We start from the raw sequence: 25,281 nt of genomic DNA on the forward strand, positions 1-25,281 counted from the left end.
CATTTATCGCATTAAGAGCTCCAGGAGCTTTGTAAATTGCCAGCATGCGTAATGTCCCGGAAATGACCTGGAAGGCCAAAGCCCAGGTTGACCCTGCTGAACTCAAGGCCCTTCAGGCTCAATTAGATCTTGATCCCAAAATCTTGACCCTCCTTTTACAAAGAGGAATTAAAAGCCTGGACCAAGCCCGACAATTCTTTAAACCAAGTTTAGAGGAGCTGCATGATCCCTTTCTGATGAAGGATATGGATCGCGCTGTAGACAGAGTGAATCGGGCCCTTAAGGCCAATGAGAAAATTATGATCTATGGCGATTATGATGTGGATGGCACTACCTCTGTGGCCATGCTCGCCAATTTCATGCAAGGGCATTACGCCAATTTCATTACCTATATCCCCGATCGATATCGTGAAGGATACGGAGTTTCCAAGGCAGGTATTGATAGAGCGCATGCGGAAAATGCCAGCCTAATCATTGCCCTGGACTGCGGCATTAAAGCCCTGGATAAAGTTGAATATGCTCAAAGTTTGGGAATCGACTTTATTATTTGCGATCATCATACACCCGGTCCGGAGCTTCCGGCAGCAGCGGCAGTTCTGGATCCTAAGAGAAAGGATTGCTCCTACCCCTACAAAGGCCTTAGTGGATGTGGCGTGGGCTTTAAGCTCGCCCAGGCCTTATCCCTAAATTGGCAAATCGATAGCTCCGAATGCTGGAAACTACTCGATCTTTTAGCCTTAAGCATTGGGGCTGATATTGTTCCCATGACCGGGGAAAATCGGGTACTGGCCTATTATGGTTTGGAGAAAATAAACTCCGACCCCTCCGAAGGTATTCAAGCCCTACTGCGGACGGCCAATCAATTGGATCGTCGCCTCAGCATAGGTGATGTGGTATTTACGCTGGCTCCTCGCATTAATGCCGCGGGTAGACTGGCTCACGCTCAACAGGCAGTAGATCTTTTACGTGGAACCGACCTCAGCCTCTTACCTGAAATTGCGGCTGAAATAGAAATACGTAATCAAGATCGAAAAAACTTAGATCGACAGATCACCAAAGAGGCCCTGCGCCAAATTGAAGAAAAACTTTCTCCCAATGCTGTGAGCACGGTGGTGTTTCAGGAAGACTGGCATAAAGGAGTCATTGGCATTGTTGCCTCACGACTAATCGAAAGTCATTATCGCCCTACGGTAGTTCTCACCCTATCCGGTGATAAACTAGCAGGCTCAGCACGTTCGGTAGAAGGATTCGACCTTTACGATGCTTTGGAAGCATGTGAGGACTCCTTAATTCAGTTCGGAGGACATGCTGCAGCGGCAGGAATGACTTTAAAGCCTGAACAGTTAGACGAGTTTAAAATGGCATTTGAGGAAAGCGTTAAAGCACGCATCACCGAGGAGCAAAAACAGGCGCGACTGATTTATGATCTGGATATTGACGCCAGTGATATTGACGCTAAATTCTATCGACTTATTCAGCGTTTTGCGCCCTTTGGCCCCGAGAACCTGGCCCCCCTTTTACGCTGCCGTAATTTGATAGACCGCGGTTCCCGGACAGTAGGTGATGAGGCCCAACACTTAAAAATATCGGTAGTAGATCCTGATAGCGGCTTGTGTTTAGAAGGGATCGGTTTTAATTTAGGACCTAAATTAGAGCTCTTACAAAGCCAGCAGCCGGTAGCCCTACTCTTTCATTTAGAATTGAATGTTTTTAGAGGACAGGCCTCCTTACAATTAAGGGTATTGGATATTAAAGCAGAAAGTGAATTAGAAGACTAATGATGGAAAAGAAAACTGTATTTATAACCGGAGCAACCAGTGGTATTGGTAAAGCTTGTGCCGAAAGGTTCGCAAGAGAAAACTACCGACTGGTACTTTGTGGCCGTCGAGAAGAACGATTAGCGGAACTGGAAAAACAATTAACCGCATTTACGGAAATCCACTGCCTGAGCTTTGATGTTCGGAATGCCGAAGCCGCAGCCAATGCTATTGCATCCTTGCCAGCCGATTTTCAAAAAATTGATATCCTCATCAATAATGCCGGCAATGCCCATGGCTTAGACCCTATCCAAAGCGGCAGTCTCGAAGATTGGGATGCCATGATCGACATTAATGTTAAGGGCTTGCTCTATGTAAGTAAGCAGATCATCCCTCAATTCATCGAAAGAAAAGAAGGCCATATCATTAATATCGGCTCTACGGCCGCCAAAGAAGTATATCCTAATGGAAATGTGTATTGCGCTTCCAAACATGCCGTTGATGCCCTTAATCAAGGCATGCGCATCGATTTAAATAAGCACAATATTCGGGTGGGAGCTATTCATCCAGGTATGGTAGAAACCGAATTCAGCGAAGTTCGTTTTAAAGGAGATCAAGAAAAAGCTGCAAAGGTTTATCAAGGCTTCAGACCTCTACAAGCTGAAGATATTGCTGATATCATAGCCTTTGTAATCAGCAGACCTTATCACGTAAATATTGCCGACCTGGTCGTAATGAGTGTAGATCAGGCCAGTTCAACAATCGTAAATAAACAAGCTTAGGATTGCAATTGCGCCAATCGAACTTTAGGCTCCTGAGGCTCTTCCAAAGGTAATTTCAGCGAGTCGATGCGCTTTTTCAAAGGCATCATAAAATCCTGGAAGCTGGGCATAAACTCATCAGTGATCGGCTCCGCTTCCGGTAAACCCTGACTGAGCGGATCCACCTGCTTACCATTTACCCAAAAGCGGTAACATACATGAGGCCCGGTAGCTAAACCGGTGCTACCAACATAACCAATTACATCCCCCTGACGTACTCGTGAGCCTTTGCGAATACCCTTGGCAAACTTGCTCATGTGTAAGTATTGAGTGGTGTAAGTGCTATTGTGACGCACCTTCACATAATTACCATTCCCTCGAGTGTAAGCCGCGGCAATCACTTCACCATCGGCAGTAGACATAATGGGCGTACCATGTGGCGCCGCATAGTCTGTTCCTAAATGTGGCTTCACGCGCTTCAATACGGGGTGAAAACGACGAGGATTAAAACGAGAGGAGATACGGAAGAAGTCTAATGGAGCTTTCAAGAATGCCTTACGCAGACTGCGACCTTGCTCATCGAAGTAATCGCGATAGGTCGTATCATTATCGTAGAAGAAAGAGTAAAAAGAGCGACCACTATGGTGGAAGTCGGCTGCTAAAATGCGTCCGGTTCCTACCTTGATGGAATCTTGAATATAGTTTTCTTCATAGATCAACTTGAAATAGTCACCTGGCTGAATTCGGAAGAAGTCAATGGTCCAGGCATAAACCTTAGAAAGCTCCACCGCTAATGCCGGAGAACCCCCTTGATCCAATAAGCTTTCATAAAGAGAAGATTCGATAACACCGCTAATGGATTTCTCGCGCACTTCTACATCTTCGGCACCTAGATATACATTGCCGGTATCGCGCAAATCGAAAACTACATAGTCAATTGCAGAGGGTTTGTAAACCATATAGCGAGCTATCTGACTACTATCTAAATTCTCAGCAAAAATGGTGTAGTCCTTACCACTGCGCAGATTGCGCACATCAAAGATATCTTTGTAATTAGTGGCAATTCGGTTGATCATGGAATAATCAATCCCGAAGTTTAGCAGGATATTGCTAAAGCTCTCACCATTGGAAATAACATTGTCGATAAGCTCAAAAGAGTCTACCGGCAAGCCGTATTTCATCTGCACTTCCTTAACCGGCGACAAAGCCTCTTCTTGCTCCTGATGGGTTTCAGGGGCGGGCTCTTCATTCACAAAATTATCAAAGACTCCCAAGTTGTTAAGAATAACTAAGGGGGTCACTAGAATCAATCCTACAAGGACCAATTTTAATCTTAACTGCATAAAAGGTTGTAATAGGTGGTGGTTGCAGGGCCGCAAATATACAAACCCACGGGGGTCTAACGAGTTCCTAATCTGATTATTGCCCCAGTCCCTGCTTTTTCTTTACTTCTTCCAACACTTCATTTACCCATGACTTGCCCCATTCCTCTTTCTCTTGCTCTGTCCATAATTGAGGATAGAAAATTCTTTTTTGGAATCGAGGGGGTAAATACTTCTGCCAGTTGGTACCACCTGTGGCGCGCACATCCGCCGGACGGCGAGCCAGATATACCACAGAAGTTTTATAGTGTTGTAGGGGCCAATATACATTTACATTTAAGTCGAGTAAACGCATTTGGTCTTTCAAGGCTTCATTGGCCTGCTCCTCTTCGGGAAGCTCCAGGTACTTCTGCCAAAGATTCGTATGGTAGAATTCCTTAGCATGACGAATAATCATCCCGGAATACTTCTTCTCAAATTGCTTAAGCGTAAGAGTTTTATGACCTGATTCGGCAATGGTTGCGCCTTTCTTCCAATAGATGTACTCATACATCTGTTCTATACTGGGATCATGCTCCATCATTTCATCCCGATGATCTTTGTCTACGAGATTAATCATATCTGTAGCACAAATCTCAACCAATCGGTATTGCACGGATTGAAATCCAGAAGCGGGAATCAGGGACATGCGAAACTTCAGGAACTGATGGCGATCCATTCCTTGTTCCATGATTCCAAATGAACGCGTTAAAGCTTCGAAATAACGGTTAATACGACTCAATTTTTGGGTCATGGATTCGGCGGTTACCGAATTCTCATCTGCCAACTGACGGAACTCATGCAAGGACAACTTGAAATAGAGTTCTGTAATCTGGTGGTACATGATGAAAATCTCCTCATCCGGAATATCGGTGATGGGAGTTTGTAAGGATAAGAGGGTATCTAAGTGGATATAATCCCAGTAAGTATTGTAATCCTGGTAAAGTAAACCATCGAGGAAATCCAGTAATTCCTGTCCACTAGCCTGATACTTATCGGCCAATAGGTTCAGGCGTTCCTGAATTTCGGGAGTGATCTTTACATCTTGAGGCATGGTCTCGTATTTAGCTCTGTAAAACTATAATAAAAGACCTATTTAAAACGAAGATTATGACGAAGACCTTTATAGCCGGTTAACTCTACCCGTATTGATCCGATAAAAAGGGAAGATTCGATCAGTATAGGCACCTTGTTTTCATCATCACTCACGTAAATGGTCATGCCTTCTTCCTCACTAAACACCCTTCCTTCTTGCAATTTCGGGCGCAAGGCCAAGCAGGAAATATCGCCCCAATCCGTTTCTATATTCTCCCGACCTAATACCACCAATTTGAAGGGAAATTGCTCATGATCTAAAAACATAGTGAAGCTTATTTCATCACCCTTTTTCAGTTTACTGGCATCCCAGGAACGTGCATAGTAAAAGGCACTAATCATATCCTGAGCATATTCTTCATAGCTAAACTCCCCCTTGTGCAGAGCTTTTAAATCGCGCACGGTTTGCTGGTACTGATCAAAAATCAGGTGGCGTTCAATTTCATAACCTCCCTCATTTACATCGCGAATAAATTCCCAGGGCACCATGGCCTCGGTATCGATAAAGCTTTCGTAACGATCGCGGGTTTTAAAGAACCATTCGGTCATGCCGGTAGTTCTGCCGGTTCCAACCACATGGTAGGAAGGTCGGCCCGAACGCTTAACAATTTCCTTTACTTCTAATTTGGCTTTGCCCGCTTCAATGAGACCATAGCGAATGCGGTACTCTAAAACCTCACCTGGCTTAAATGCTCTTTGATTGAGGTTTCGTAATTGTTCTACTCTTTGTTCAGATTGAGGCTTCTCATCCGCCGAAAGGCGAGGCATGGAAGCCAGAGGCACAAGAGTAAGGAGGCTTAAGAAAAAGGCTTTCATGGTTGTTCTTTACAGAGTCTATTACAAACGTAATGCCAGAGGCTATTGGTATTAAAATCCGAAAAGCTCGGATAAAAATCCGCGAATGGCTCCGTACACATCATCCACTGCACTATCGTATCCCGGAATCAGATCTATATGGTAATACTGCTTAATTTCGAGCAAGGCTAATCCAAAAACAATAACCCATACTATCAATCCGGCCGATTTGAATAAATAGGAAAAGGCATCCTGAATGAGGAAGCGCTTTTGCTCCTTTTTATTCTTCTTGCGTGGAACTATACTGGGTTGTCCGGGCTTCATGCCCTGTAAAGGTACAAGATGCCCTCAGATAGCCGCAAGCCTATGGTTTAGAAATCCAATAAAGAAGGCCCATCCGACCGATCGAAAAGAAAAAGCCCCGCATATGAATACGGGGCTTATCCATCTTCTTAGAGAACAATATTTACAATCCGGCCGGGCACCACAATAACCTTACGTGGAGCCTTACCATCGAGGTACTGCTGGGTTTTTTCTTCAGCCATCACCCTCTTTTCAATATCCTCTTTCGACATATCTGCCGGAAGGCTTAGGGTAAACCGCACCTTGCCATTAAAGGACACAGGATAATTCACCGAGCTTTCGACCAAGTACTTTTCCTCATGTTGTGGATAGGGCTCCTCATTAATAGACCCTACATTACCCAAACGACTCCAAAGTTCTTCAGCAATATGCGGTGCATAAGGTGATATCAAAATTGGCAATTGGCTCAAAATCGCCTTCTTATTGCATTTGAGGTCGGTCAATTCATTCACCGCAATCATAAAGGCACTTACCGAGGTATTGAAACTGAAATTGGCGATATCCTCATTTAATTTCTTAATCAAGGTGTGTAAAGCTTTCAACTCCTTTTCATTAGGAGCATCCTCTGTTACATTCCAGTTTCCACCTTGATGGTATAAACGCCAAAGCTTTTTCAGGAAATTGTGCACCCCACTAATGCCAGCGGTATTCCAGGGTTTGCTTTGCTCCAATGGTCCCAGGAACATTTCGTAAAGGCGCAAGGTGTCGGCGCCGTATTGCTCGATAATGTCATCAGGGTTCACCACATTGAACTTAGACTTAGACATTTTCTCTACCTCGCGACTCACCTTAAAGCTTCCTTCAAAGATGAATTCTGCATTCTTCAAATCATCGCGCCAGGTTTTAAACGCCTCAATATCCAATTCGTCCGAGGTATTCACTAAACTTACATCTACATGCACCTTAGAGGTTTTGTGATCCTTAGCCTGATCTGCGGACACATAGGTATTAGTACCATCTATGCGATGTGCAAAGGCCGAAAAACCCAATATCATCCCCTGGTTTATCAATTTCTTGAAAGGCTCTTCTTGATTCAAATAACCTTTATCCACCAGAAATTTATGCCAGAAACGGGTGTATAGTAAGTGCCCGGTGGCGTGTTCGGAACCACCGATATAGAGGTCTACATTCTGCCAGTAATCCAATTTCTCCTTATCGGCGAAAGCCTCGGTATTGCGAGCATCCATATAACGGAGGTCGTACCAGCTACTGCCTGCCCAACCCGGCATGGTGGTAGTTTCCAGTGGATAGCCTTCACCGGCGGGCACCACTCCTTTATCAGGATGGTAGTTCCACATTGAAGCACGCGCCAAAGGTGGCTCACCATCTTCGGTGGGTAAGAATTTATCTACTGCCGGCAATTCCAAAGGAAGGTGCTCTTCCTTCACTCGACGTGGCATATTATCTACATAATAAATCGGAATAGGCTCTCCCCAATAACGCTGGCGACCGAATACCGCATCACGCAAACGGAAATTAACCTGGGCCTTACCCAATTCTCTGTCTTCAATGGCTTCAATAGCCTTGGCAATGGCGGCTTTTACTTCCAAGCCATTCAAGAAATTGCTATTCACCAATTTTCCTTCTTTGGCATCGTAAGAAGCTTCCTGCACATTGCCGCCACTTACCACTTCTTTAATGGGTAAATCAAAGTGCTTGGCAAAAGCCCAATCGCGGCTGTCGTGTGCGGGCACTGCCATTACGGCTCCGGTTCCATAACCAGCAAGCACATAGTCAGCAATCCATACCGGTACTTCCGCTCCACTAAAAGGGTGCTTAACATAAGCGCCGGTAAATACGCCGCTAATGCTCTTTACCTCGGTCATCCGATCGCGTTCGCTCTTACGGGCAGCTTGCTCTTGATAGGCCTTTACTGCCTCAGCTTGTTCGGGGGTAGTAATCTCATCCACTAAATAATGCTCGGGAGCTAATACCATAAAGCTCACGCCAAAAATGGTATCCGGACGAGTGGTAAACACCTCAATATTGGCCTCATGGTCTTTCAATTCGAAGAACACCGATGCTCCTTGCGATTTCCCGATCCAATTACGCTGCGATTCCTTTAAAGATTCTGACCAATCAATACAATCCAACCCAGCTAAAAGCCGATCGGCATAAGCAGTGATACGCATGCTCCACTGCATCATTTTCTTTTGTACTACTGGATGCCCACCTCGCTCGCTTAAGCCATCCTTTACCTCATCATTCGCTAATACGGTACCCAAGGCCGGACACCAGTTCACGGTGCTTTCACTGCGGTAAGCGAGGCGGTAATTTTGCAAGATCTGCTCACGGGTGGCATCATCATAGCCTTCCCATTCTTCGGGCGTAAAATGCAAATCTTCGCCACAAGCGGCATTCAATCCATCGCTGCCATTTTTATGGAAATACCAGATCAATTCTTCGATAGACTTGGCTTGCTCCTCATCGTAATCATACCAGGCATCGAACATCTGCAAGAATATCCACTGGGTCCAACGGTAAAAGGAAGGATCAGAGGTGCGTACTTCTCGCGACCAATCGAAGGCAAAACCAATGCGATCCAATTGCTGGCGATAACGCTTAATATTTTGCTCGGTAGTAACCGCAGGATGTTGCCCGGTTTGAATGGCATATTGCTCAGCTGGCAAGCCAAAGGAATCGTAGCCCATAGGATGCAATACATTGAAACCACGATGACGCTGATAACGGCTTACAATATCCGAAGCGATATAGCCCAGCGGGTGACCCACATGTAGTCCGGCTCCGGATGGATAAGGGAACATATCCAGCACATAGTACTTGGGTTTTTCGCTGTTTTCTTCGGCGGCAAAGCTTTTTTGGTTGGCCCAGAAGGCTTGCCATTTATTTTCGATTTCAGAAAAATTGTAATCCATGAGTTTTCGATGGGATGAGGGCGCGAAAATACAGGCTTTGCCCTACTTGTCATAATAAAAGCGTGCAATCCCGATGAATCGATAGACGCTTGGTCTATTCCCAGGGATAAGGTTCCGCAGTCCGAGTTAAGCTTGCTTGGCCGCAGTGCTTTTAAATCGCTTCTTTAATCGCAGTACTTTCTTTTCATACAATTCGTAAGAAAGAATCGCCACAACAAAAGTTAAGACCACATTATAGGGGAAGTCATGAAGCCAGATTTTAGGGGTTCCATTGGGACCAGTCCGCACAAAGAAACCTTGCCAGATATATACCCCATAAGAGATTACTCCAATATATTTTATGGGGGCCCACTCCAATACCCGAATAATTCCTCGTTCCTGATTATTGAAAACCCAGAGGAGTAAAAATGTGGAGCCTAATCCATGAAATATCTTTACCCATGGCATCAGGAATTCTGGCAAGTATAATGGCGACAGGAAAACCAAAAGGCTAAAATAACCTGGAAGATTACCCTTGAACTTTTCGCGAATCTGTTTATAGTTACTAAAATTAAGCTGAGCAAACAGTGCCCCTAAAAGAATAGGAGCAACTGCCGGTATTACCCAGCGATCCACAAAAAACACCTCTTCCAGAAAATAGTCTTGCCCCTTGATGTGAACCACTATTGAAGGCAGGAAATAAAAAGCTAATACACACAAAAAGAGGATTACGAAGATTAAGATACTTCGCTTATAGCTATTAAAAAATTTAAATATGATCGCCCAGAAAATATAGAACTGCTCTTCTACTGCCAGAGACCAGGTATGACTTAATTCGGGTGACCAGGAAATTTTGGCGCGGGGAACAAAATTGAAGAGGTAGAAGATAGAGGCCAGCAAACCGATGGTGGTTTCGCGAACATAGCCTAATTGCATAAAAATATACAGGGCGATATAGAAGGGAATGATTGGGGGTAAGAGTCGTAAAAACCTGCGGTAGAAGAAGAGCTTTACATTAAAGTTCCCAGTGGTTTTTATTTCGTTTAAAATTAAAGTGGTAATCAAAAAACCACTAATCGCAAAGAAGATATTTACCCCGGCAGGCCCTGAGAAGAAATAGAAAAGATGATCCCGCAGATAAGAGCCTTCTTCGAACTGATGGGCGATACCTAAATGAGTTACAACCACCAAAAGAATGGAGTAACATCTAAGACCATCGAATCCTTTAATGTAGTTCATCTGCTGTTTTAAGCCTTTCATTCACTATCGCCATTAACTTAGGGAATTGTCTATTCCCCATCCCTTCTGGCCCTTGAAAAAAAGAAAGCGCCGAAGGTACTAATTGTACGAAAACCTCCACTTCATTTAATTCAGTTGAAGCAGGCTCTCCCTTTCTTTCTGGCGAGCCTGGACTGGAAAGCAGCTTAAAACTTTACCTTTATCTTTTAAGTAGCCATGTATCCAGCCTTGGGGGAATGAACCGACTCTTTTATTTACTCATTTTGCTAGCCTTGGGTCCGATTCTATTCGGACAGCAAATTGCTGATGCAGAGCAACAATCAAAGCAAGATTTACAGCATGTTTACTACTTATATAAGCTTGGAGCAGACTGTAATGACTCTGCCGAAGCTGCTCGCTACCTCAATGAAGGCCTAAAGCTGGCCCAGGATCTTAGCGATGAAAAAGCCATTATTCAAGGAAAGCTGGAAAGAGCGCACCTGTATTCTCGCCTGCACTCACCACATTTAGCTATTGAAGCCATTTTGGAGTTAGATCCCCAGAGCAATCAGCTTTTTGAATTGGAAGACAGCATCATGATGGTTGATATTCTATCCAGTTCTTTCAGCCAACTAGGTGCCTATGAAATGGCCATTGATTACAAGAAAATTCACTGCTCTCTTATTGGCCGCAGTCATGCTCAAAAAGACTATTACTATTCCAATGAAAACCTGGCTTTTCTCTATGGACAAAGTCAGCAATTTGACTCAGCGGCCTATTATTATAAAAAAGCGAATCGAATCGCAGAAGACCTGGGCGATGCCTCCATACGCATGCATTGTAATAATAATATTGGCTACAATTACCAGCAGCGGGGTAATTATACCGAGGCCCTCAAGCACTATAATCGGGCGACTCAAATTTTTGAAGGAATGAGCCAAACTTTTGGCCCCGACAGCCTTCTCTATGCAATAGTGCGGGGTAATATTGGTCATTGCCACTTAAACCAGGCCAATTTTGTGGCTGCAGCCCGCGAATTAAGCGCCAGCACCCAAGCTTTAAAAAGCCTTAATGCCCATGGAAATACGGATAGCCTCCATTATGGCTTTTACCTAATTAAATATGCCAGGGCAGAAATAGCATTAGGTCAAAGCCCAAAAGCTCTGGAACATTTAGCTCGCGCTCAAAAAAATTTAAGACAGTCGCCGGCAGCACTGCTCGATTATTTTGGCACCTTAAGTTTAGCTTATGAAAAACTGGGGAAAGCTGGTTTAGCCATCGAATCCTTACGTCAGCAGCAATTGCTTAATCAGCAAATTTCAGCCGGTAAATCACGGATTAACAGCCATGTACATGACCTGGTGAATTTGCAACAAAAACGAATTGAAAGAGAGCGTAATCTTTTAGCTCTATTAATAGAAAGTGAAAGGGAGGTTAACTCCTTAAAAGTAATTTTAATTAGTGCAGCGGCAATTCTATTGCTATTGGCCGTGATCATTGCTTTTTACAGCTATCGCCGAAAGCAAACCAAAAAACGCGAACTATTAGAAGTAGAAAGTCGGCTTACCAAATTAAAATTGCAGAATAAATCATTGGAAAGCCGCCAATTAAAAGAAGTCCTAAATCATAAAAACCAGGATCTGGTAGATTTTGCCATTGCCATTACTCGCAAACAAGAGTTTACCAATGAACTTTTGGACAAACTCAATCAAATTAGCAAGGATGGAGAATCGAGTCCTCAGGATATCAAAGACCTAAAAAACTACATCAAATCTCAATTGCAAGTAGACAGTAATTTGAAGGTATTCCAGGAAAACATCTCGAAAATCAACCATGAGTTTATGGCTAAACTCAAAGAGCGCTACCCGGATTTAAGTCCAAGCGAACAGCAGATGTGTGCATTACTGAGATTAAAACTATCCACCAAGGAAATTGCCACGGTAAAGAATATATCACCGGCCTCAGTGAAGGTTATGCGGCATCGTTTACGTAAAAAAATGGACCTAAATTCGGATATAAACCTCAGTGAATTCCTGGACGATTTAATCTGAAGCATTTAATTGTCAGCAAGTTAAATCCCCTGTTAACCTATTGTTTACCCCCTGAAATCCATTAATTCGGGAAAACTTTGATACTATTGTTGGTATCCATTGTTTATGAAAAGAGTGACGAATTTTATTCATCCTCAAAACCCGAAAAATGAAGAACCCTTTGTTTAATTGGAGAATTAAGAGCCTAGGTCTCTTTCTTCTCCTCGGTTTTTCCGGCCAGTCTCAAAACGCCCTCGACTTTGATGGTGTGGACGATCAGGTTACGGTGGCCAGTGCTTCTGGTCAAATTACCGGAGGCACCGGTATCTCCCTGTCCATGTGGGTCTACCCCACTAACTCCAGTTCAGGCTGGCCCGATTTTGATGGCTTCGCCGGTTTTCGAAATAATACCGATGCCGATTTTTATGTAATGCAATTAGGGAGTAACGATGTGGAAGCACGCCTTCGTAATAGTGCCGGTACAGTATATACGATTACCGCCAATGGCATACTAAATCAGAATAGTTGGAACCATTTCGTGCTAACCTTTGATGGAACTACTTTAAGCTTATACCAAGACGGGGCTTTATCCACATCTATTGCAGCTAGTGGAACCATCACTACCACAACTGAGCCCTTGACTTTAGGTTTCTTAACTTTTCCTGGGAACAACTTTATGTTCGATGGTCAATTGGATGATGTAGGTCTTTGGGATCGTGCTTTAAGCAGTGCGGAAGTAAACACCCTTTACAATGCTTGCGGAATGGACCTTAGCGACCCCTCCTTAAAATTGTCCTACGAGTTTAATCAAGGAACAGCCGGAGGTTCCAATAGCGGAATTAGCAGCTTAACCGACAGCAAAGGCAATATCAATGGCAGCTTAGCCAACTTCACTTTATCCGGAAACAGCTCAAACTTTGTAGCTTCTCCTTTACAGGGGATTAACAATATCCTTCTTAACATTAACTCCTGTGGTCCTTACCTGGCACCCAATGGAGTAAACTACACGCAAAGCGGTCACTATATTGACACGATTAGCCCTAGTGGCTCGGGATGCGATACCATTATGGACCTTACCTTAGTTGTAAATAATCTGGACTCCTCTGCCAGCCGAATTGCCAGCAACACCCTGGAGGCTAATGAGAGCGATACTGCAGCGACTTATCAATGGTTAAAGTGCACGGATAATTACAGCAAGATTGTAGGGGCCACCCGTAGACAATTCACCTTTGTACTTAATGGCTCCTATGCAGTGGAAGTAAGCTTAAACGGTTGTGTGGACACCTCAGCCTGTATAGTGATTACTAATGTAGGCCTAGATGAGCTGAGTGCCGATATGCTCCAGGTTTATCCCAATCCTGCCCAAGGCCATATCAATTTGGAATATCCCGCGGGAAGTTTTGAAAAATACGAACTCTTAAGTCTGGATGGAGCGCTGATTCGTCAGGGCAAACTAGACGCATCCGGAAACAGCAAAGTCGAACTGAGTCAAATTTCCGGAGGACTCTTTTTTATTCGCACCATAGGCTCAGCAGGTACGCTGATCCAAAAAATTCAGATCATTCCTTAAGACTTCATTTTATAGGTTAAAACAGAATACATTAGGGACTGAATTCAGAGGCGACTTTAAGGGTCGCCTCTTTTTTTAAACTCATTCCTCCTTGGCGTCGAAGTAATTTTTGAGAATCGAGTCCATCTCCCTCTCACCCTCAACAATCTTATTTATCAGATCCCAGCTTTGTGCGTTCAATACGGGCTTTAAAGGCTGATCCAATTTCAATATGCGAGGGAAAACCTTTTTAATCTTATTATCCCAAACCTTATAATACTTGAGTAAATCATCGGGATAAACGGTTTTACGACGGGTACCTTCATCATAGCCCCGAAAGGGATAAGGTATATTTAAATAGCCATAATCGTCCGTTAGCTGCTCGCCCGGCTGAATGTCGCGAATGGCAATTTCGAAGTCGTATGCTGTGGTTAGGCAGTTGGAATTAAAACTGTGATTAACAAAGCGACCATTATCCCAACATAAGACCAAATTCCCTTGATTATTTCGGAAGGTGTAAGTGTCTAAAATGTTTTGATAAATAGGCTCCAAAGCCTGAAAATCGGCCGGACTAAATTCACGATCCAGCTTATCTAAAACCCAGGTTATGGTTCCGGCTGGAATAAATTGCGTAGCTACTACTCCGTAGCCTACCTCGGCGCTGATAAATTTCAGCTCGGTATGAGGATGTATCATTAAAATGAAGAACAATTAGTCTCACAATCAACATCTTCCAAATCACAATGAGCGAAGTCGTTCAACTTGGAACTAAGGAGATTGCTTACTTAAATGTACAGTGCAGACTAATATGATGTTGCGGCTCCAAGGAATTTGTACTAAGATTTTTCAAATTATTAGCCGGGATCTATGCTCATGATTCATCATGCCGAATTTCCATTTCGTTTCCGCAAGACTTGCACTTTAGTACCGTACGATAGTATATCGGATAAACTCCTAAAAGGAAGGATACAATTATGGATAAAAAACCCTTTCTCCCTTTCATGGATTGATAGGATTCGAAAAAATCCGCTCCACCACATTCACTGCAGAGTAATGGCTCTCCCTTCGAGTTTTCATGAGGAGCATGAATAAAGTCCTCAATGATCTCCTGAGCCAAATCCACATCTTGTGGATGCACTTTTAGTTTAATCCCATCCACCGAAAGGTTAAAAAGTGGATTAAGTCCAACGGTATGCTCATCGAAGAGATAAACCGGTATTCCCTCACTCTCCAGCCGGCTTTTAATCATATGCGCTTCAATGGCTTTTTCGAAGCTCCTTACCGTAATCAATTCCATCCGGACCGCAATTATGCTTGAATTAGGAGTACTTTAATTGGACAAAAGAAACAATGGACTTCACCTTATCTCCCTTAGCGCTTTTAAAGGTATAAATGTCGGAAAAGGCATAGTGCTCGCCATTTTCCATTATCATTTCGCCATATACCGCCCCTTCCTTACCGTGCGTAATGATATTATGAAGGATGAGCTCTCTTACTTTAGTATCGCTATGCTTTTGAAGGGCCGCCGCGAATTGTTCCTTGCCCTTCAAAGACCTTTCGCCCACCAGGGTCCATTGAATATCCTCAGCCATAAAAGCCATTGCAGATTCAATATCATAAGTGGCAAATAAGCGGCTTAAGTTCTTTAACAATTCGCGCTTGGGTGAATTGCCGCAATCTACGGTTTTGGTGAATTTCATAAATCTGGAGCTCTGGAATCAAATATTCTATTCGCTGCAATTTAGGATGCTAAAACTTAGTTCCAAAAGCTATGCTTAAGCAATTAGCGCTTAATTTTGCAAAGCATGATTAAAACATCCTTTAACACTTGCCGAACCTCGGCAGTATAGACAGCTTCTAAACGGTCGATTAGAATGCTAATCTTCCCTCAAGCTGTCGAAAACACACCTAGTCTTTAGGCTAATTTAAGCCTGATGCAGACTCCCTTTTTTTCATTTTTAATACTAAAGTGACCGACTGTAATTGGTCCATTGCTTTCATTCTAGGGAATGGAAGTACACTAATACATTAATCATGTCAACAAACAACATATACATACGCGAAAGTCAAATTGAAGATTTAGCAAACCTTATGCGCGTTGAAGAGCTTGCCTTTGGTCATCCTAAAGAAGCTCAATTATCTGCCGACCTTTTAAAGGACCCTTCGGCCGAGCCTTTACTTTCCCTTTTGGCTTTTGATAAGAATAAGGCTATTGGTCATATTCTCTTCACGCGGGTTTATCTCAATACGAGAGATAACAAGCAGGTTCTCTATCACATCCTGGCCCCCTTAGCCATAATCCCAGAATACCAAAAGCGGGGTATTGGAGGCTTACTAATAGAAGCTGGAATCGCACAATTAAAGGCAATGGGATCAGAGCTGCTTTTTGTACTCGGACATATGGATTATTATCCCAAACATGGATTTATCCCCGATGCCGGTGCCATGGGCTTCCAAGCTCCCTACCCCATTCCGGCCGAATTTGCCAATGCCTGGATGGTTCAGAGTTTAAAAGGCGAATTAACCGAAAAGCCAAAAGGGAAAATCCTATGTTCTCATGAGTTGAATAAAGAAGAACATTGGCGTGAATAGTTAAGAGCCACGCTATTATTTTGGAAGCGGGAAGTCTAATCGACTTCCCGCTTTCTAGCTTTTAGCATTAAACCACTTTAAATGTAACTTCTTTTGTTACATTTAAAAAATAGTATACCTTTGTCCTCGCTATGAACAATACTCGATTTGCAAGTGCCCTTCACATTTTAACCCTCCTGGCGGATAGTCCTGGTGAGTGGTTAAATTCGGAGTGGATTGCCGGTAGCCTTAATGTGAATCCGGTGGTAGTGCGCAAAGAGCTTATTGTGCTGCATGAAGCGGGCTTGGTACAAAGTCGTAAGGGAAAAAACGGTGGCAGTACCCTGGCTAAAGATCCGCAGAAAATTAGCCTGGCCGAAATTTATTTAGCCGTTAAAAACTCGGAGGTTTTAGGTAAACTGCATGCCCAACCCAGCCCCGATTGCCCCATCGGTAAACAAATCAATCAAAAACTGTCTGTTCTCTATCAAGATATTGATCAGATACTTTTAAAGGAATTAGAAGCACATAGTGTAGCCAGCTTCAGAGCAGAGTTTCACTAGCTTTTTTTTAGTCTAAATTGTAACAACTTTTATTACATACAAATCATAAATCCATGAAAATAGGAATCACCGGCGCTAGCGGCCAATTAGGAAACCATGTTATTGAACAATTAAAGAAAAGAACTGATGCCAGTAATCTGGTGGCCCTGGTTCGTAATCCCGCTAAAATTGAAGGGATCGAAGCCCGTGCCTTTGATTATGAAAAACCGGAAGAATTAGCTTCAGCCCTGGAAGGTATCGAAACCTTACTGCTCATTTCCGGCAATGAAATTGGCAGCCGTGCTCGTCAGCATGAAAATGTAATTTCTGCCGCTGAAAAAGCTCAGGTGAAGCGCATTGTATATACTAGCATTTTACGCGCCGATAGCTCCCAAATCAGTTTAGCCGGAGAACATCTCACCACCGAAAATCGCTTAAAGTCTTCCGATCTAGTCTATACCATTCTTCGCAATGGCTGGTACACTGAAAATTACACCGCCTCTATCCCCGGAGCCTTACAAGGTGGTGCCTTTATTGGCAGTGCTGCGGACGGTAAAATCGCTTCTGCCAGTCGCATTGACTATGCCGAGGCCGCCGCGGTAGTACTCACCGAAGAAGGTCATGAAGCGAAAACCTACGAATTAGCCGGCGACCATGCATACACCCTTAGCGAATTTGCCCAGGAAATCTCCAGGCAAAGTGGCAAGGACATCCCTTACCAAAACCTCGCCGAGAAAGACTTTGCTCAGGCCCTAAAAGGATTTGGTATTCCTGATGCATTTGCGGAAGGCTTAGCCAGCTGGGATGTATGTGCCTCCAAAGGAGATCTCTTTGATGATGGTAAAATGCTCTCCAAACTGATTGGTCGTCCTACCACTCCTTATTCTGTAGCCATTAAAGAAGCATTGGCTTAATCATTTTCCTTCCAGCGGGTTGACCTGAAGGCTATCGGGTCAATCCGCCTTTTTAAACTCGGATTGTTTCACTACTCTTAAGCCAAAGAGACCTTCCTCTATGGAATAACTTATTAAATCTGCACCTTCCATAGCCTTGTAATCAAAAAACAAGCGGGGACCCCAATACTGAGCATATTGATCTCCCTCGAGGTAAATAAAGGTGGTTTTTTGCCTCCCATATTGATGATTCTGCTCTCCTTGGATAAAAGCATAGCTTTCTACCACTGGATGAAAACTCAAACTATAGTTTAACAGAAGAAAGGTGTTCAGAATCGCTGGCCCCCATAACCAAGCTCTCAATTTGTAATTCTTTAGTTTCCTTTCCAGACCATAAATTCCGGCAATCAATCCCCCCAGTAAAGCAAAAAGCCCCCAAAGCGGAATAAAGGTTCTAAAGCCAATGCGCACAATTAAAAAGAAATTGAGCAAATAGGCTAAGGAGACCCATAAAACCTTGCTTCCCAGCACTTGAAGAATAGCCTTCCCCAGTTCCAGAAAATCAATTCGCGGTTGATTGTGGACCAAGATCTTTGCCCAAAATGGTGTGCTAATAAACACTAAAATCAAGCCTCCCACCAAGCCATAAACCCCCTTCCATAAATAGCCAATCGAGGGCCCGCCAAATACCAGAAAGAAAGCTGTACTGATATTTAAAAAATCGGCAATCACCCATAGAGATTCGGTAGTCTTGTAAAAACTGCTTTCCACAAAATTCTCGTAGGGCATTTTCGCGAATTGAGCCGCACGGTCTCTAGCTCTCTTGGCCTCCTCCTGCCATTCTTCAGAGTTGACCTTTGTATAAAGAGGGGATGATTGTCCACTGCTCCGAGCTCTCGACCTTTTTATCGCCTTTTGATTCAGAAAAAACTCATACGCTTCATTAAGCAATACAAAGTCCTCCTGAGCACTTGCCCTTTTATTGAGATCAGGGTGAAGATTTTTGGCTTGCTTCCGATAGGCCGCTTTAATTTCAGCAAAGGTGGCCCTGTCATCCAAACCAAGAACCTGGTAATATTTCTGAAGTATCTCCACTTAATCTACTACCCTTTCCCTACCATACAGTTTTATCTCCTTTAATGCATCCTTAATTACCTCGTCCATATCCGCAATGCTCTCATTATAAGTTTCGCCTTCCCTGGCCATTGCATAATCTGTACTCAGCTGCTCCTGATCTTCCAGCACCAAATACATTAATTTCCAAAGTTTTTCATCTTCATTACGGGCTCTAAAAAAGTACACTTCCGCCGGATAGGCTTTAATCTCCAGTTTTTCACTGCGGATAAAGGAAATGGTATCGTATGAAGAATACCGACTGTTTTCCAATATACTTTGAGCAAAGTATTCGCGGCTACGGTATTTCTCATCCAATACCTTCAATTTTTTCGCTTTTCGCAGATAGGGATAAACCTTGTAAAAGGCCTTGGGTTTCTTTGCCAATGCGTTCCAGGTAGAGTCTGGCACCTCCCAATGCGGGTCCATCTCAACAACCAAATCAGCCAGCACCGCTTCATTCCGCACGCTTAGCGTTTTCTGATACTGTTCCTGCACTTCCTTTTTACGGGCAAAAGGTCGAAGAAGCTTTGTATAGGTCAACAAATCCCGATTAACCGTTTTCTTTCGGCTGTAGGTATTCGTAGACTCATCCGATGCATGTTGTTTTTTTAGCTCAACCTTGGCAAATAGAAGCAATGATTTATACTTGGATTTATAATCACTACCCTTCACCAAACCACTGTCTAACAGCTCAGCTAACAGCTCGTAAATCTCAGATCGATAATCTTCGAAATCTGTTAATGGCAGAATATCGGGGTAAATGATAGGCGCCAAATCAATGGTATCCCTAAACTCATCAAATAGGTGGCTATAAGTATAGGTAGTAGCGGTAAAGGGAGGCTCATCCATAATTAGCTTTTTGAAGCTCTTATTTCCTTCCTTACCATTAAAATCTACTAGTGTTTCGAGTATTTTAAATTGATAGGCTGATGAATCCAGCTTATCGTAGTACAGATCTACTAAAAAGGGAATGTGCTTCTCGCTATCCAACCAGGATAATCGGTTTAAGAGTTTTAAGCGTGCGGTCCGATCAAAACCTTCTTGCTCATAATTCAATACATAATCCTTGATTCGCGGCGCATCTGTTTCAACAAAATCCACCTCATATACCGAATTGGAAGCTTCGAATAATCGAACACTATCACGACTATCCAAGGCTTCAAAAAAGAGATCTGCCTTGGCTAAGGTGATAGGTTTACCGATAATGGTATCCTCGGTAGGCTGAAATGAGGCCAAAGCCTTTTCAGCAAAAGCTGATTGATACTCTAAACTATCGGTTACCGTCCACAAGCTATACAATGCTCCGTTTTCTAAAATCCATTTGGTTTTGATCTGTCGATGGGTATTGGTATCGCTAAAAACCAGCAGCTTGGCTTCACTTAGGTAATTGCTGTCTTGCCTGGTGTAGAGCGTGGAGTCACTCAAAAGTTGCAATCCCTCATCATCACTAAAATCACTGATCTTCTCCTGCCAGTACTCTTCCAGGGTGGGAAAGGAAGCATAAATATGTTCCGTTTCCAGGCGAATCTTTATTTGCTCACCCGTTGGTCCATAGCTAAGTACCTTTTCATTTATCTCACCACGATAGCTATGATCTTCATCGGATTGATAGCCCCTGGACTGGCCTAAATTGGCGAGAAAGGACTCGTAATCATTAAGCTTCATCGGACTTTCCAGGCGGACATGGAGCACCGAATCTTGATATTCCTGAAAATCATTTTCATAATGCCAGGCGGTAAAGGCAAAGGAGTTAAAAAAGTCCTCTTGTTTTGCCCGATCTTGTGCAGTGGTCAAGAGCATCACATATTTAGGCCCTTGCAGCTGTACTTGCCCGAAAATCTTTTCTTCTTTCTTATTCTTAAGTACAAATCGACTGAAAGAAGTTCCTTCCGCTTCCTCAATATAGATCGTGTCTACTTCCAGTTTTTTATCGTCTGCAATTTTTTCAATCAGGTATTTGAGTTCAAACTCATCTTCTTCGAGATAGTCGAAATCATGATACTGGCGCAAAGCTGCGGCATAGTATTCTCCTTTATCATAGGACTGCACCCAGAAGGTATAGTAAGGATTTGCAAAGGCCGCTTCGTATTGTTCGGTTCTTAAATTTCCGGGCATTCGCAGTTCAATTCCGTGGAATTGGGGCCGGTATTTCTTTGTATCATCAAAAGAATTGAGCTTCAAGCTCTTGAAAAAAGCTTCCGGTAAGGCGGTTTGCGCAAATTCCTTAGGCCCGCCCACTTTAAAGATGATCACTTCTAAATCGGTAAATACAATTTGATAATGCTGATGGTCGCCCGTACGGGTTTCATTCTTTATATCGAAAGCCGGGAATCCCGATACCAAAATGGTATCCTTGGATAAAATTTTGCCGGGAATATTCTCAAAGAGCATACTATCAATGCGCCCTTGATAAAATGCGCGGTCTTTGCCATAAACCGGCCCGTAGGTAGGAATACGACGAATGCTGTAGAAACCGCCATTGACCATATCGGCAAAAACATACTCCTGGTAGGGCTGACTTAAAAACTTGATCATTTTACCGGGAACCTGGGCTTGAATGAAACCGTCATCCGAAATAAAGTCCTGTTGTTCGGCGCTGAGAATAATCGCATCGATCTCCTCCTTGCGGCTGATACTGGTTGTGGTTACTGCCCGATCTTCCGCTTCAACGGTATAGCCTTTCTCACGTAATAGATTAATCACCCCCATTTTTCCAGGCAAATGTGAGGCGCCCACTCCGGTAAAAAGCGCCCCCGATTGCATGAGTGAATCCATCCCGGCCACCATAATCTGATTGCGATCGTCGAGCATATTCTTGCGGTAATATTTACCGGGATAAAGCACCGAATTAAGGGTATCAATCAGATCAAGATCACCCCGGCGATAGGCATCTTCCATTAAGGTTTGCCAATCGGTAAAATCGCCTAAAAGGTCGCGGGCCTGTCGATCGGTAATGTACACAGCGTCTTCATCCGCACGACTAGCCTTTAATACGCTTTTATACGACTCTTCATAATCTTCGAGGGCATAGATGCTTTTACCTGCCTTACGACCGGCTTGAAATATAAAAAGGTCTAAATAGGTGTTTTCGGCAAAATCCTGATCCTGCTGATCCAGGCGATAGAGCAAATTGTTTAATAAATCCTGATCTCGAGCTAAATAGTACTCCCACTCCTGTTGCTGGGGTTCCTTTGGATTAAAGGAGCTGTATAAAGGCATCATGTACTGATTGTACTGATAGGACATTTTAAACAGATCGCGGTAAAGCTCAGAGCTGGTTAAATCCGAAACCCAGGTCTCTGGATTGGTTTCCAGTGCTACATAATCGGCATTGTCCAGGGCTTCAAAAAAAGTTTCGCTTAAGTGGAAGGCCACCCTATTACTCACGTGCATGGTACCATAGAGGTAGGAAGGTTCTTCCAAACCATTGCCGGAAATCTTCCAAAGTAAACCCTGATACTCTTTATTGATTTGTGCGAAGCTAAAGAGGGGGAGCAAAAGGAAGCTTAAAAGAAAACGATGCATGAAAAATCAGTTAGGATATTAGATGATTAGTACGAGTTTACAAGTATAAAGCAGAAAAAGCTAGCATTTTGGATTTGAAGGTCAAAAGCCCGATTTCTGAGTCCTTTCTTCCCCAATCTTGGGTTCTAGAACCAATAATTTCACCTCTTCTGGCTGTTCCGACCATTTAATCACCAAGCCATATTTCGCTAATTCACGATTGAGGGTTTTACCATCGCCATAGCTCCAATTCAGTTCCATATCGAAAGTATAATCAAGCCTGGCTTTATCCTTAACGGGTAACTGCACCTCATTTTCGAGGTATTTAATCAAATCATAGCTAGTGACCTTTTTACCCAAATAATATGGACCGCGGTATTCAAAATAGCGCTCCTCCTCTATTGAAATCGAAGGCAATTTGGTACTGTCCAATACTTCCAAAACACAAACCGAATCCTGGACTACAGCTTGCCATCTTGCCTCAAATTCCAAATGAGAATTTAGAATGGCTTGGGCATGCTCTAAAAGATCCAAGGGGTACTGCGGATCCTGCTCCAGACTAAAGCAATATTTGCGATGGGCGGCCACATCCTCCTTGCTGTAAATTCGAGCTACGGAAGACAGTTGATAGACATCCGCCAAAAGGCGATACAGGGATACATTGCGAAAATCGAGTGCTTTAGGCCTACCTTCTTCATCGCGTTGTATTTCGTTTTTAAAAGACCAGCCTTTTTGCTCGGAGCTCAGGCGATATTGAAAAGCTTTCTCCTGATAAGTTTTCAATAAATGATGGTCTGACACAGTGGGGTTTTCATCCTCAATTATCCCCAGGTCTTTACCTGTGATTAAATTTTGCAGGAGCTCCTTATTCAATTTCTTAGAACTGCCAATGGCACGAACAACACCCTGTGCATCAATCAATACGCAATGGGGCACATAGCGATAAGGGAAGATTTCGCGATGCGTGGTATCATAGACCACCGGAATGGAGAGCGGGGAACTTTGCAGAAAGCGCGAGAGATTTTCTTTACTGTCGGCAGATACGCTAATAAATTCCATTTGCCCTTCGAATTCCACTTGCCATTTTTCCATTTTATGCAAAGTCGGAATACAAGGCGCACACCAGGTCGCCCAAAAGTCGATAAGCAAAGGTTTGTTCTGCGAGCTTAATGAAATGGGCATTTGATCCCCATTAAGTACCTCTTGAAATGTATAATCAGGCACTGTATCTCCTACTTGCAATGCTTGTCCTCGTACTAATTGAAAACCAAAAAACGATAGAATAGTCAAGAATAAGGGGAATTTCATGCCGCGCGATTTAATTAGAGTTAGCTAATCAACGCTTAGAGTTTTGGCATAATATGTCTGCAAGAATTAATCTTCTGAATCCTGAGCACCCCGTTCCGCAGCCTCCCAAGCCAACATTGCCCTTTTGCGTAAGGGATCCCAACGGTAACCTCCTAATTCTCCTGAAGCCCGAATTACCCGATGACAGGGTATTAGATAAGCAATGGGATTGGAACCAATGGCTGTACCTACTGCTCGCGATGCTTTGGCCTTGCCGATTTGCGCAGCCAAAGTTCCATAAGTAGCGACCTGCGCTGATGGAATTTTCAATAGCGCCTCCCAAACCTGCAATTGAAATTCGGTTCCCTTTAAATGCAGTTTTATTTGCGGCAATTCGGTCCAATCTCTTCTAAAAAAGCGCAAGGCCTGTTCTTGATTTACATCACTCCCTTGATTAAAGGTGGCCTTCGGAAATTCATTTTTCAAGCCCTCTAATGCTTGATCTTCGGATTCCGCGAAAGCCAAATAGCAAAGGCCTTTAAGGGTGGAAGCTGCAATCAGCTGACCAAAAGGACTTTCGGCCAAACTATAATGGATACTCAGATTTTCTCCACCTCTCTTATACTCCGCCGGACTCATACCTTGGATATTAATAAAGAGATCATGTAATCGGCTAGTGCCGGAAAGGCCGGTTTGAAAGGCGGTTTCCGCTAGGGAAGCTTCTTGTTCTGCCAGTAGTTTCTTAGCATGCTTTAAACTGGTGTATTGCAGGAATTTCTTGGGACTGGTTCCGGCCCAATCGCGAAACAAGCGTTGAAAATGAAAGGGACTTAAATGCACCTGAGCGGCCAGGTCTTCTAAGCTGGGTTGCTCCTGATAATGACTTTGTATGTACTCAATCACCTTAGCGATGCGCTGATAATTGAGGCTTTCTTCCTGCTTCATTTAATGTTGCAATTCGCGCAAAGTTGCTTCATCCCTAATGGACCTGCAATCCGAAACTTGCGCTCTTTAATCTTGCTCTACCTCGAGATTCAAAACCTTAATGCCTCTTTTATTCTCCTTAAGCTTGGCAAAACGCAGTTCATTCGGAAAGGCAAAGACCAATTGCTTTACTCTTTTTTCATCCAAACGCTGATCAATCTCGGCAATGCGCTCAAAAGACATAAAGCGATAACCTTTATCCAGGATATGGTTCTTAATAATTAAGAGGTCTGTAAAGTTCTTCTCTTCCTTAGATTGACGGAGCTTCATCCAAAATAATCCGACAAAATAAAGCAGTACAGCCAGGCCCAAACCCCAGTTTTTCCAATCCTGACTAATCTGATTAATCATAGCATTGTAAAGCAAAAGATAGATCGGTAGGACTAAGGCAGTTACAAAAAGCACCTCGGAGGTGGAAGAACTGCGCACCCAGGAATGAATGCTCTTGAGCTGATTAATCTTCATGGCAATGGATTTGGAATGGCTGGCAGAAATTACAAATAAATTACTGTAGATCAAATCCTTGAGCCAAATCCATCTATTCTTCCGATTGCGATTTCTTTCGCTTCCGAGCGGCTAAAATGATGAAAAACAAGATGA

21 protein-coding genes and 1 pseudogene are annotated in these 25,281 nt (G+C 43.4%); 7 read left to right on the forward strand and 15 right to left on the reverse strand.

Annotation, left to right across the window (positions count from 1 at the left end):
• Positions 1-44 precede the first annotated feature (44 nt).
• Positions 45-1,778 (forward strand): single-stranded-DNA-specific exonuclease RecJ, encoded by a 1,734-nt coding sequence (recJ, locus tag ACO05P_RS10415; RefSeq protein WP_421750646.1) that lies wholly within the window; start codon positions 45-47, stop codon positions 1,776-1,778.
• Positions 1,778-2,539 (forward strand): SDR family NAD(P)-dependent oxidoreductase, encoded by a 762-nt coding sequence (locus ACO05P_RS10420; RefSeq protein WP_421750647.1) that lies wholly within the window; start codon positions 1,778-1,780, stop codon positions 2,537-2,539. The genes recJ and ACO05P_RS10420 overlap by 1 nt, the downstream gene beginning before the upstream one ends.
• Here ACO05P_RS10420 and ACO05P_RS10425 read toward each other — a convergent pair.
• The 6 genes from ACO05P_RS10425 to ACO05P_RS10450 form a co-directional block, all read right to left on the reverse strand.
• Complete coding sequence (locus tag ACO05P_RS10425; protein WP_421750648.1) at positions 2,536-3,819, reverse strand: peptidoglycan DD-metalloendopeptidase family protein; 1,284 nt, start codon at positions 3,817-3,819, stop codon at positions 2,536-2,538. The two genes, ACO05P_RS10420 and ACO05P_RS10425, sit on opposite strands and share 4 nt — an antisense overlap.
• Positions 3,820-3,937: 118 nt before the next feature.
• Positions 3,938-4,933: a tryptophan 2,3-dioxygenase family protein gene (locus ACO05P_RS10430; protein ID WP_421750649.1), complete on the reverse strand. Its 996-nt coding sequence runs from the start codon at positions 4,931-4,933 to the stop codon at positions 3,938-3,940.
• Between the two features lie 38 nt (positions 4,934-4,971).
• Positions 4,972-5,790, reverse strand: a complete 819-nt coding sequence (locus ACO05P_RS10435) for a DUF3108 domain-containing protein (protein WP_421750650.1) — start codon at positions 5,788-5,790, stop codon at positions 4,972-4,974.
• A gap of 51 nt (positions 5,791-5,841) precedes the next feature.
• A complete protein-coding gene (locus ACO05P_RS10440; RefSeq protein ID WP_210759981.1) occupies positions 5,842-6,093 on the reverse strand; it encodes a hypothetical protein in 252 nt (83 codons plus the stop codon).
• A 128-nt stretch (positions 6,094-6,221) separates the two neighbouring features.
• Positions 6,222-9,008, reverse strand: coding sequence for a leucine--tRNA ligase (gene leuS / locus ACO05P_RS10445; protein WP_421750651.1), 2,787 nt, complete (start codon positions 9,006-9,008; stop codon positions 6,222-6,224).
• Positions 9,009-9,134: 126 nt separating this feature from the next.
• Complete coding sequence (locus tag ACO05P_RS10450; protein ID WP_421750652.1) at positions 9,135-10,226, reverse strand: acyltransferase family protein; 1,092 nt, start codon at positions 10,224-10,226, stop codon at positions 9,135-9,137.
• A 236-nt stretch (positions 10,227-10,462) separates the two neighbouring features.
• On the opposite strand from ACO05P_RS10450, the gene ACO05P_RS10455 reads away from it, so the two are divergent.
• Both ACO05P_RS10455 and ACO05P_RS10460 read left to right on the forward strand, forming a co-directional pair.
• Positions 10,463-12,256, forward strand: a complete 1,794-nt coding sequence (locus ACO05P_RS10455) for a tetratricopeptide repeat protein (RefSeq protein ID WP_421750653.1) — start codon at positions 10,463-10,465, stop codon at positions 12,254-12,256.
• A 148-nt stretch (positions 12,257-12,404) separates the two neighbouring features.
• Entirely contained in the window at positions 12,405-13,805 is a 1,401-nt protein-coding gene (locus ACO05P_RS10460; protein WP_421750655.1) for a LamG-like jellyroll fold domain-containing protein, read from the forward strand.
• Between the two features lie 81 nt (positions 13,806-13,886).
• On the opposite strand, the gene ACO05P_RS10465 is transcribed toward ACO05P_RS10460, so the two are convergent.
• The 3 genes from ACO05P_RS10465 to ACO05P_RS10475 form a co-directional block, all read right to left on the reverse strand.
• Positions 13,887-14,480: an SET domain-containing protein gene (locus ACO05P_RS10465; protein WP_421750657.1), complete on the reverse strand. Its 594-nt coding sequence runs from the start codon at positions 14,478-14,480 to the stop codon at positions 13,887-13,889.
• Positions 14,481-14,655: 175 nt separating this feature from the next.
• Positions 14,656-15,081 (reverse strand): DUF2007 domain-containing protein, encoded by a 426-nt coding sequence (locus tag ACO05P_RS10470; RefSeq protein ID WP_421750658.1) that lies wholly within the window; start codon positions 15,079-15,081, stop codon positions 14,656-14,658.
• Between the two features lie 22 nt (positions 15,082-15,103).
• Positions 15,104-15,484, reverse strand: a complete 381-nt coding sequence (locus ACO05P_RS10475; protein WP_421750659.1) for a nuclear transport factor 2 family protein — start codon at positions 15,482-15,484, stop codon at positions 15,104-15,106.
• Between the two features lie 334 nt (positions 15,485-15,818).
• On the opposite strand from ACO05P_RS10475, the gene ACO05P_RS10480 reads away from it, so the two are divergent.
• The 3 genes from ACO05P_RS10480 (at position 15,819) to ACO05P_RS10490 (ending at position 17,811) form a co-directional block, all read left to right on the forward strand.
• On the forward strand, positions 15,819-16,376 hold the full coding sequence (locus tag ACO05P_RS10480) for a GNAT family N-acetyltransferase (RefSeq protein ID WP_421750660.1): 558 nt from the start codon (positions 15,819-15,821) through the stop codon (positions 16,374-16,376).
• Between the two features lie 131 nt (positions 16,377-16,507).
• A complete protein-coding gene (locus ACO05P_RS10485; protein ID WP_421750661.1) occupies positions 16,508-16,918 on the forward strand; it encodes an Rrf2 family transcriptional regulator in 411 nt (136 codons plus the stop codon).
• 53 nt (positions 16,919-16,971) lie between these two features.
• Positions 16,972-17,811 (forward strand): SDR family oxidoreductase, encoded by an 840-nt coding sequence (locus ACO05P_RS10490; RefSeq protein WP_421750662.1) that lies wholly within the window; start codon positions 16,972-16,974, stop codon positions 17,809-17,811.
• Positions 17,812-17,850: 39 nt separating this feature from the next.
• Here ACO05P_RS10490 and ACO05P_RS10495 read toward each other — a convergent pair whose 3' ends face one another.
• From ACO05P_RS10495 to ACO05P_RS10520, 6 genes and pseudogenes are all read right to left on the reverse strand, one after another.
• Positions 17,851-18,579, reverse strand: a complete 729-nt coding sequence (locus ACO05P_RS10495) for a hypothetical protein (protein ID WP_421754925.1) — start codon at positions 18,577-18,579, stop codon at positions 17,851-17,853.
• Positions 18,580-18,714: 135 nt separating this feature from the next.
• Positions 18,715-18,885 (reverse strand): annotated as a pseudogene (locus ACO05P_RS10500) (DnaJ domain-containing protein); the annotation flags it as partial.
• Entirely contained in the window at positions 18,886-22,431 is a 3,546-nt protein-coding gene (locus ACO05P_RS10505) for a TraB/GumN family protein (RefSeq protein WP_421750664.1), read from the reverse strand. It abuts the pseudogene before it with no gap.
• A gap of 81 nt (positions 22,432-22,512) precedes the next feature.
• A complete protein-coding gene (locus tag ACO05P_RS10510; RefSeq protein ID WP_421750665.1) occupies positions 22,513-23,718 on the reverse strand; it encodes a TlpA family protein disulfide reductase in 1,206 nt (401 codons plus the stop codon).
• Positions 23,719-23,784: 66 nt separating this feature from the next.
• The gene (locus ACO05P_RS10515) at positions 23,785-24,642 is read right to left on the reverse strand and encodes a methylated-DNA--[protein]-cysteine S-methyltransferase (RefSeq protein WP_421750667.1); all 858 of its coding nucleotides are present in this window, start codon (positions 24,640-24,642) and stop codon (positions 23,785-23,787) included.
• Positions 24,643-24,708: 66 nt separating this feature from the next.
• Positions 24,709-25,146 carry a hypothetical protein gene (locus tag ACO05P_RS10520; protein WP_421750668.1) on the reverse strand — a complete coding sequence of 146 codons (438 nt, stop codon included), beginning with the start codon at positions 25,144-25,146 and terminating at the stop codon, positions 24,709-24,711.
• Between the last annotated feature and the right edge of the window lie 135 nt (positions 25,147-25,281).

It is taken from the genome of Croceimicrobium sp. (genome assembly GCF_965228705.1).
Taxonomy (GTDB): Bacteria; Bacteroidota; Bacteroidia; order Flavobacteriales; family Schleiferiaceae; genus Croceimicrobium.

Bases quoted from the DNA above. Each gene is read 5' to 3' on its own strand.
- recJ (WP_421750646.1), top strand. From the start codon at position 45: ATGCGTAATGTCCCGGAAATGACCTGGAAGGCCAAAGCCCAGGTTGAC.
- ACO05P_RS10420 (WP_421750647.1), top strand. From the start codon at position 1,778: ATGATGGAAAAGAAAACTGTATTTATAACCGGAGCAACCAGTGGTATT.
- ACO05P_RS10430 (WP_421750649.1), bottom strand. From the start codon at position 4,933: ATGCCTCAAGATGTAAAGATCACTCCCGAAATTCAGGAACGCCTGAAC.
- ACO05P_RS10435 (WP_421750650.1), bottom strand. From the start codon at position 5,790: ATGAAAGCCTTTTTCTTAAGCCTCCTTACTCTTGTGCCTCTGGCTTCC.
- ACO05P_RS10440 (WP_210759981.1), bottom strand. From the start codon at position 6,093: ATGAAGCCCGGACAACCCAGTATAGTTCCACGCAAGAAGAATAAAAAG.
- leuS (WP_421750651.1), bottom strand. From the start codon at position 9,008: ATGGATTACAATTTTTCTGAAATCGAAAATAAATGGCAAGCCTTCTGG.
- ACO05P_RS10450 (WP_421750652.1), bottom strand. From the start codon at position 10,226: ATGAACTACATTAAAGGATTCGATGGTCTTAGATGTTACTCCATTCTT.
- ACO05P_RS10455 (WP_421750653.1), top strand. From the start codon at position 10,463: ATGAACCGACTCTTTTATTTACTCATTTTGCTAGCCTTGGGTCCGATT.
- ACO05P_RS10460 (WP_421750655.1), top strand. From the start codon at position 12,405: ATGAAGAACCCTTTGTTTAATTGGAGAATTAAGAGCCTAGGTCTCTTT.
- ACO05P_RS10465 (WP_421750657.1), bottom strand. From the start codon at position 14,480: ATGATACATCCTCATACCGAGCTGAAATTTATCAGCGCCGAGGTAGGC.
- ACO05P_RS10470 (WP_421750658.1), bottom strand. From the start codon at position 15,081: ATGGAATTGATTACGGTAAGGAGCTTCGAAAAAGCCATTGAAGCGCAT.
- ACO05P_RS10475 (WP_421750659.1), bottom strand. From the start codon at position 15,484: ATGAAATTCACCAAAACCGTAGATTGCGGCAATTCACCCAAGCGCGAA.
- ACO05P_RS10480 (WP_421750660.1), top strand. From the start codon at position 15,819: ATGTCAACAAACAACATATACATACGCGAAAGTCAAATTGAAGATTTA.
- ACO05P_RS10485 (WP_421750661.1), top strand. From the start codon at position 16,508: ATGAACAATACTCGATTTGCAAGTGCCCTTCACATTTTAACCCTCCTG.
- ACO05P_RS10490 (WP_421750662.1), top strand. From the start codon at position 16,972: ATGAAAATAGGAATCACCGGCGCTAGCGGCCAATTAGGAAACCATGTT.
- ACO05P_RS10495 (WP_421754925.1), bottom strand. From the start codon at position 18,579: ATGCCCTACGAGAATTTTGTGGAAAGCAGTTTTTACAAGACTACCGAA.
- ACO05P_RS10505 (WP_421750664.1), bottom strand. From the start codon at position 22,431: ATGCATCGTTTTCTTTTAAGCTTCCTTTTGCTCCCCCTCTTTAGCTTC.
- ACO05P_RS10510 (WP_421750665.1), bottom strand. From the start codon at position 23,718: ATGAAATTCCCCTTATTCTTGACTATTCTATCGTTTTTTGGTTTTCAA.
- ACO05P_RS10515 (WP_421750667.1), bottom strand. From the start codon at position 24,642: ATGAAGCAGGAAGAAAGCCTCAATTATCAGCGCATCGCTAAGGTGATT.
- ACO05P_RS10520 (WP_421750668.1), bottom strand. From the start codon at position 25,146: ATGAAGATTAATCAGCTCAAGAGCATTCATTCCTGGGTGCGCAGTTCT.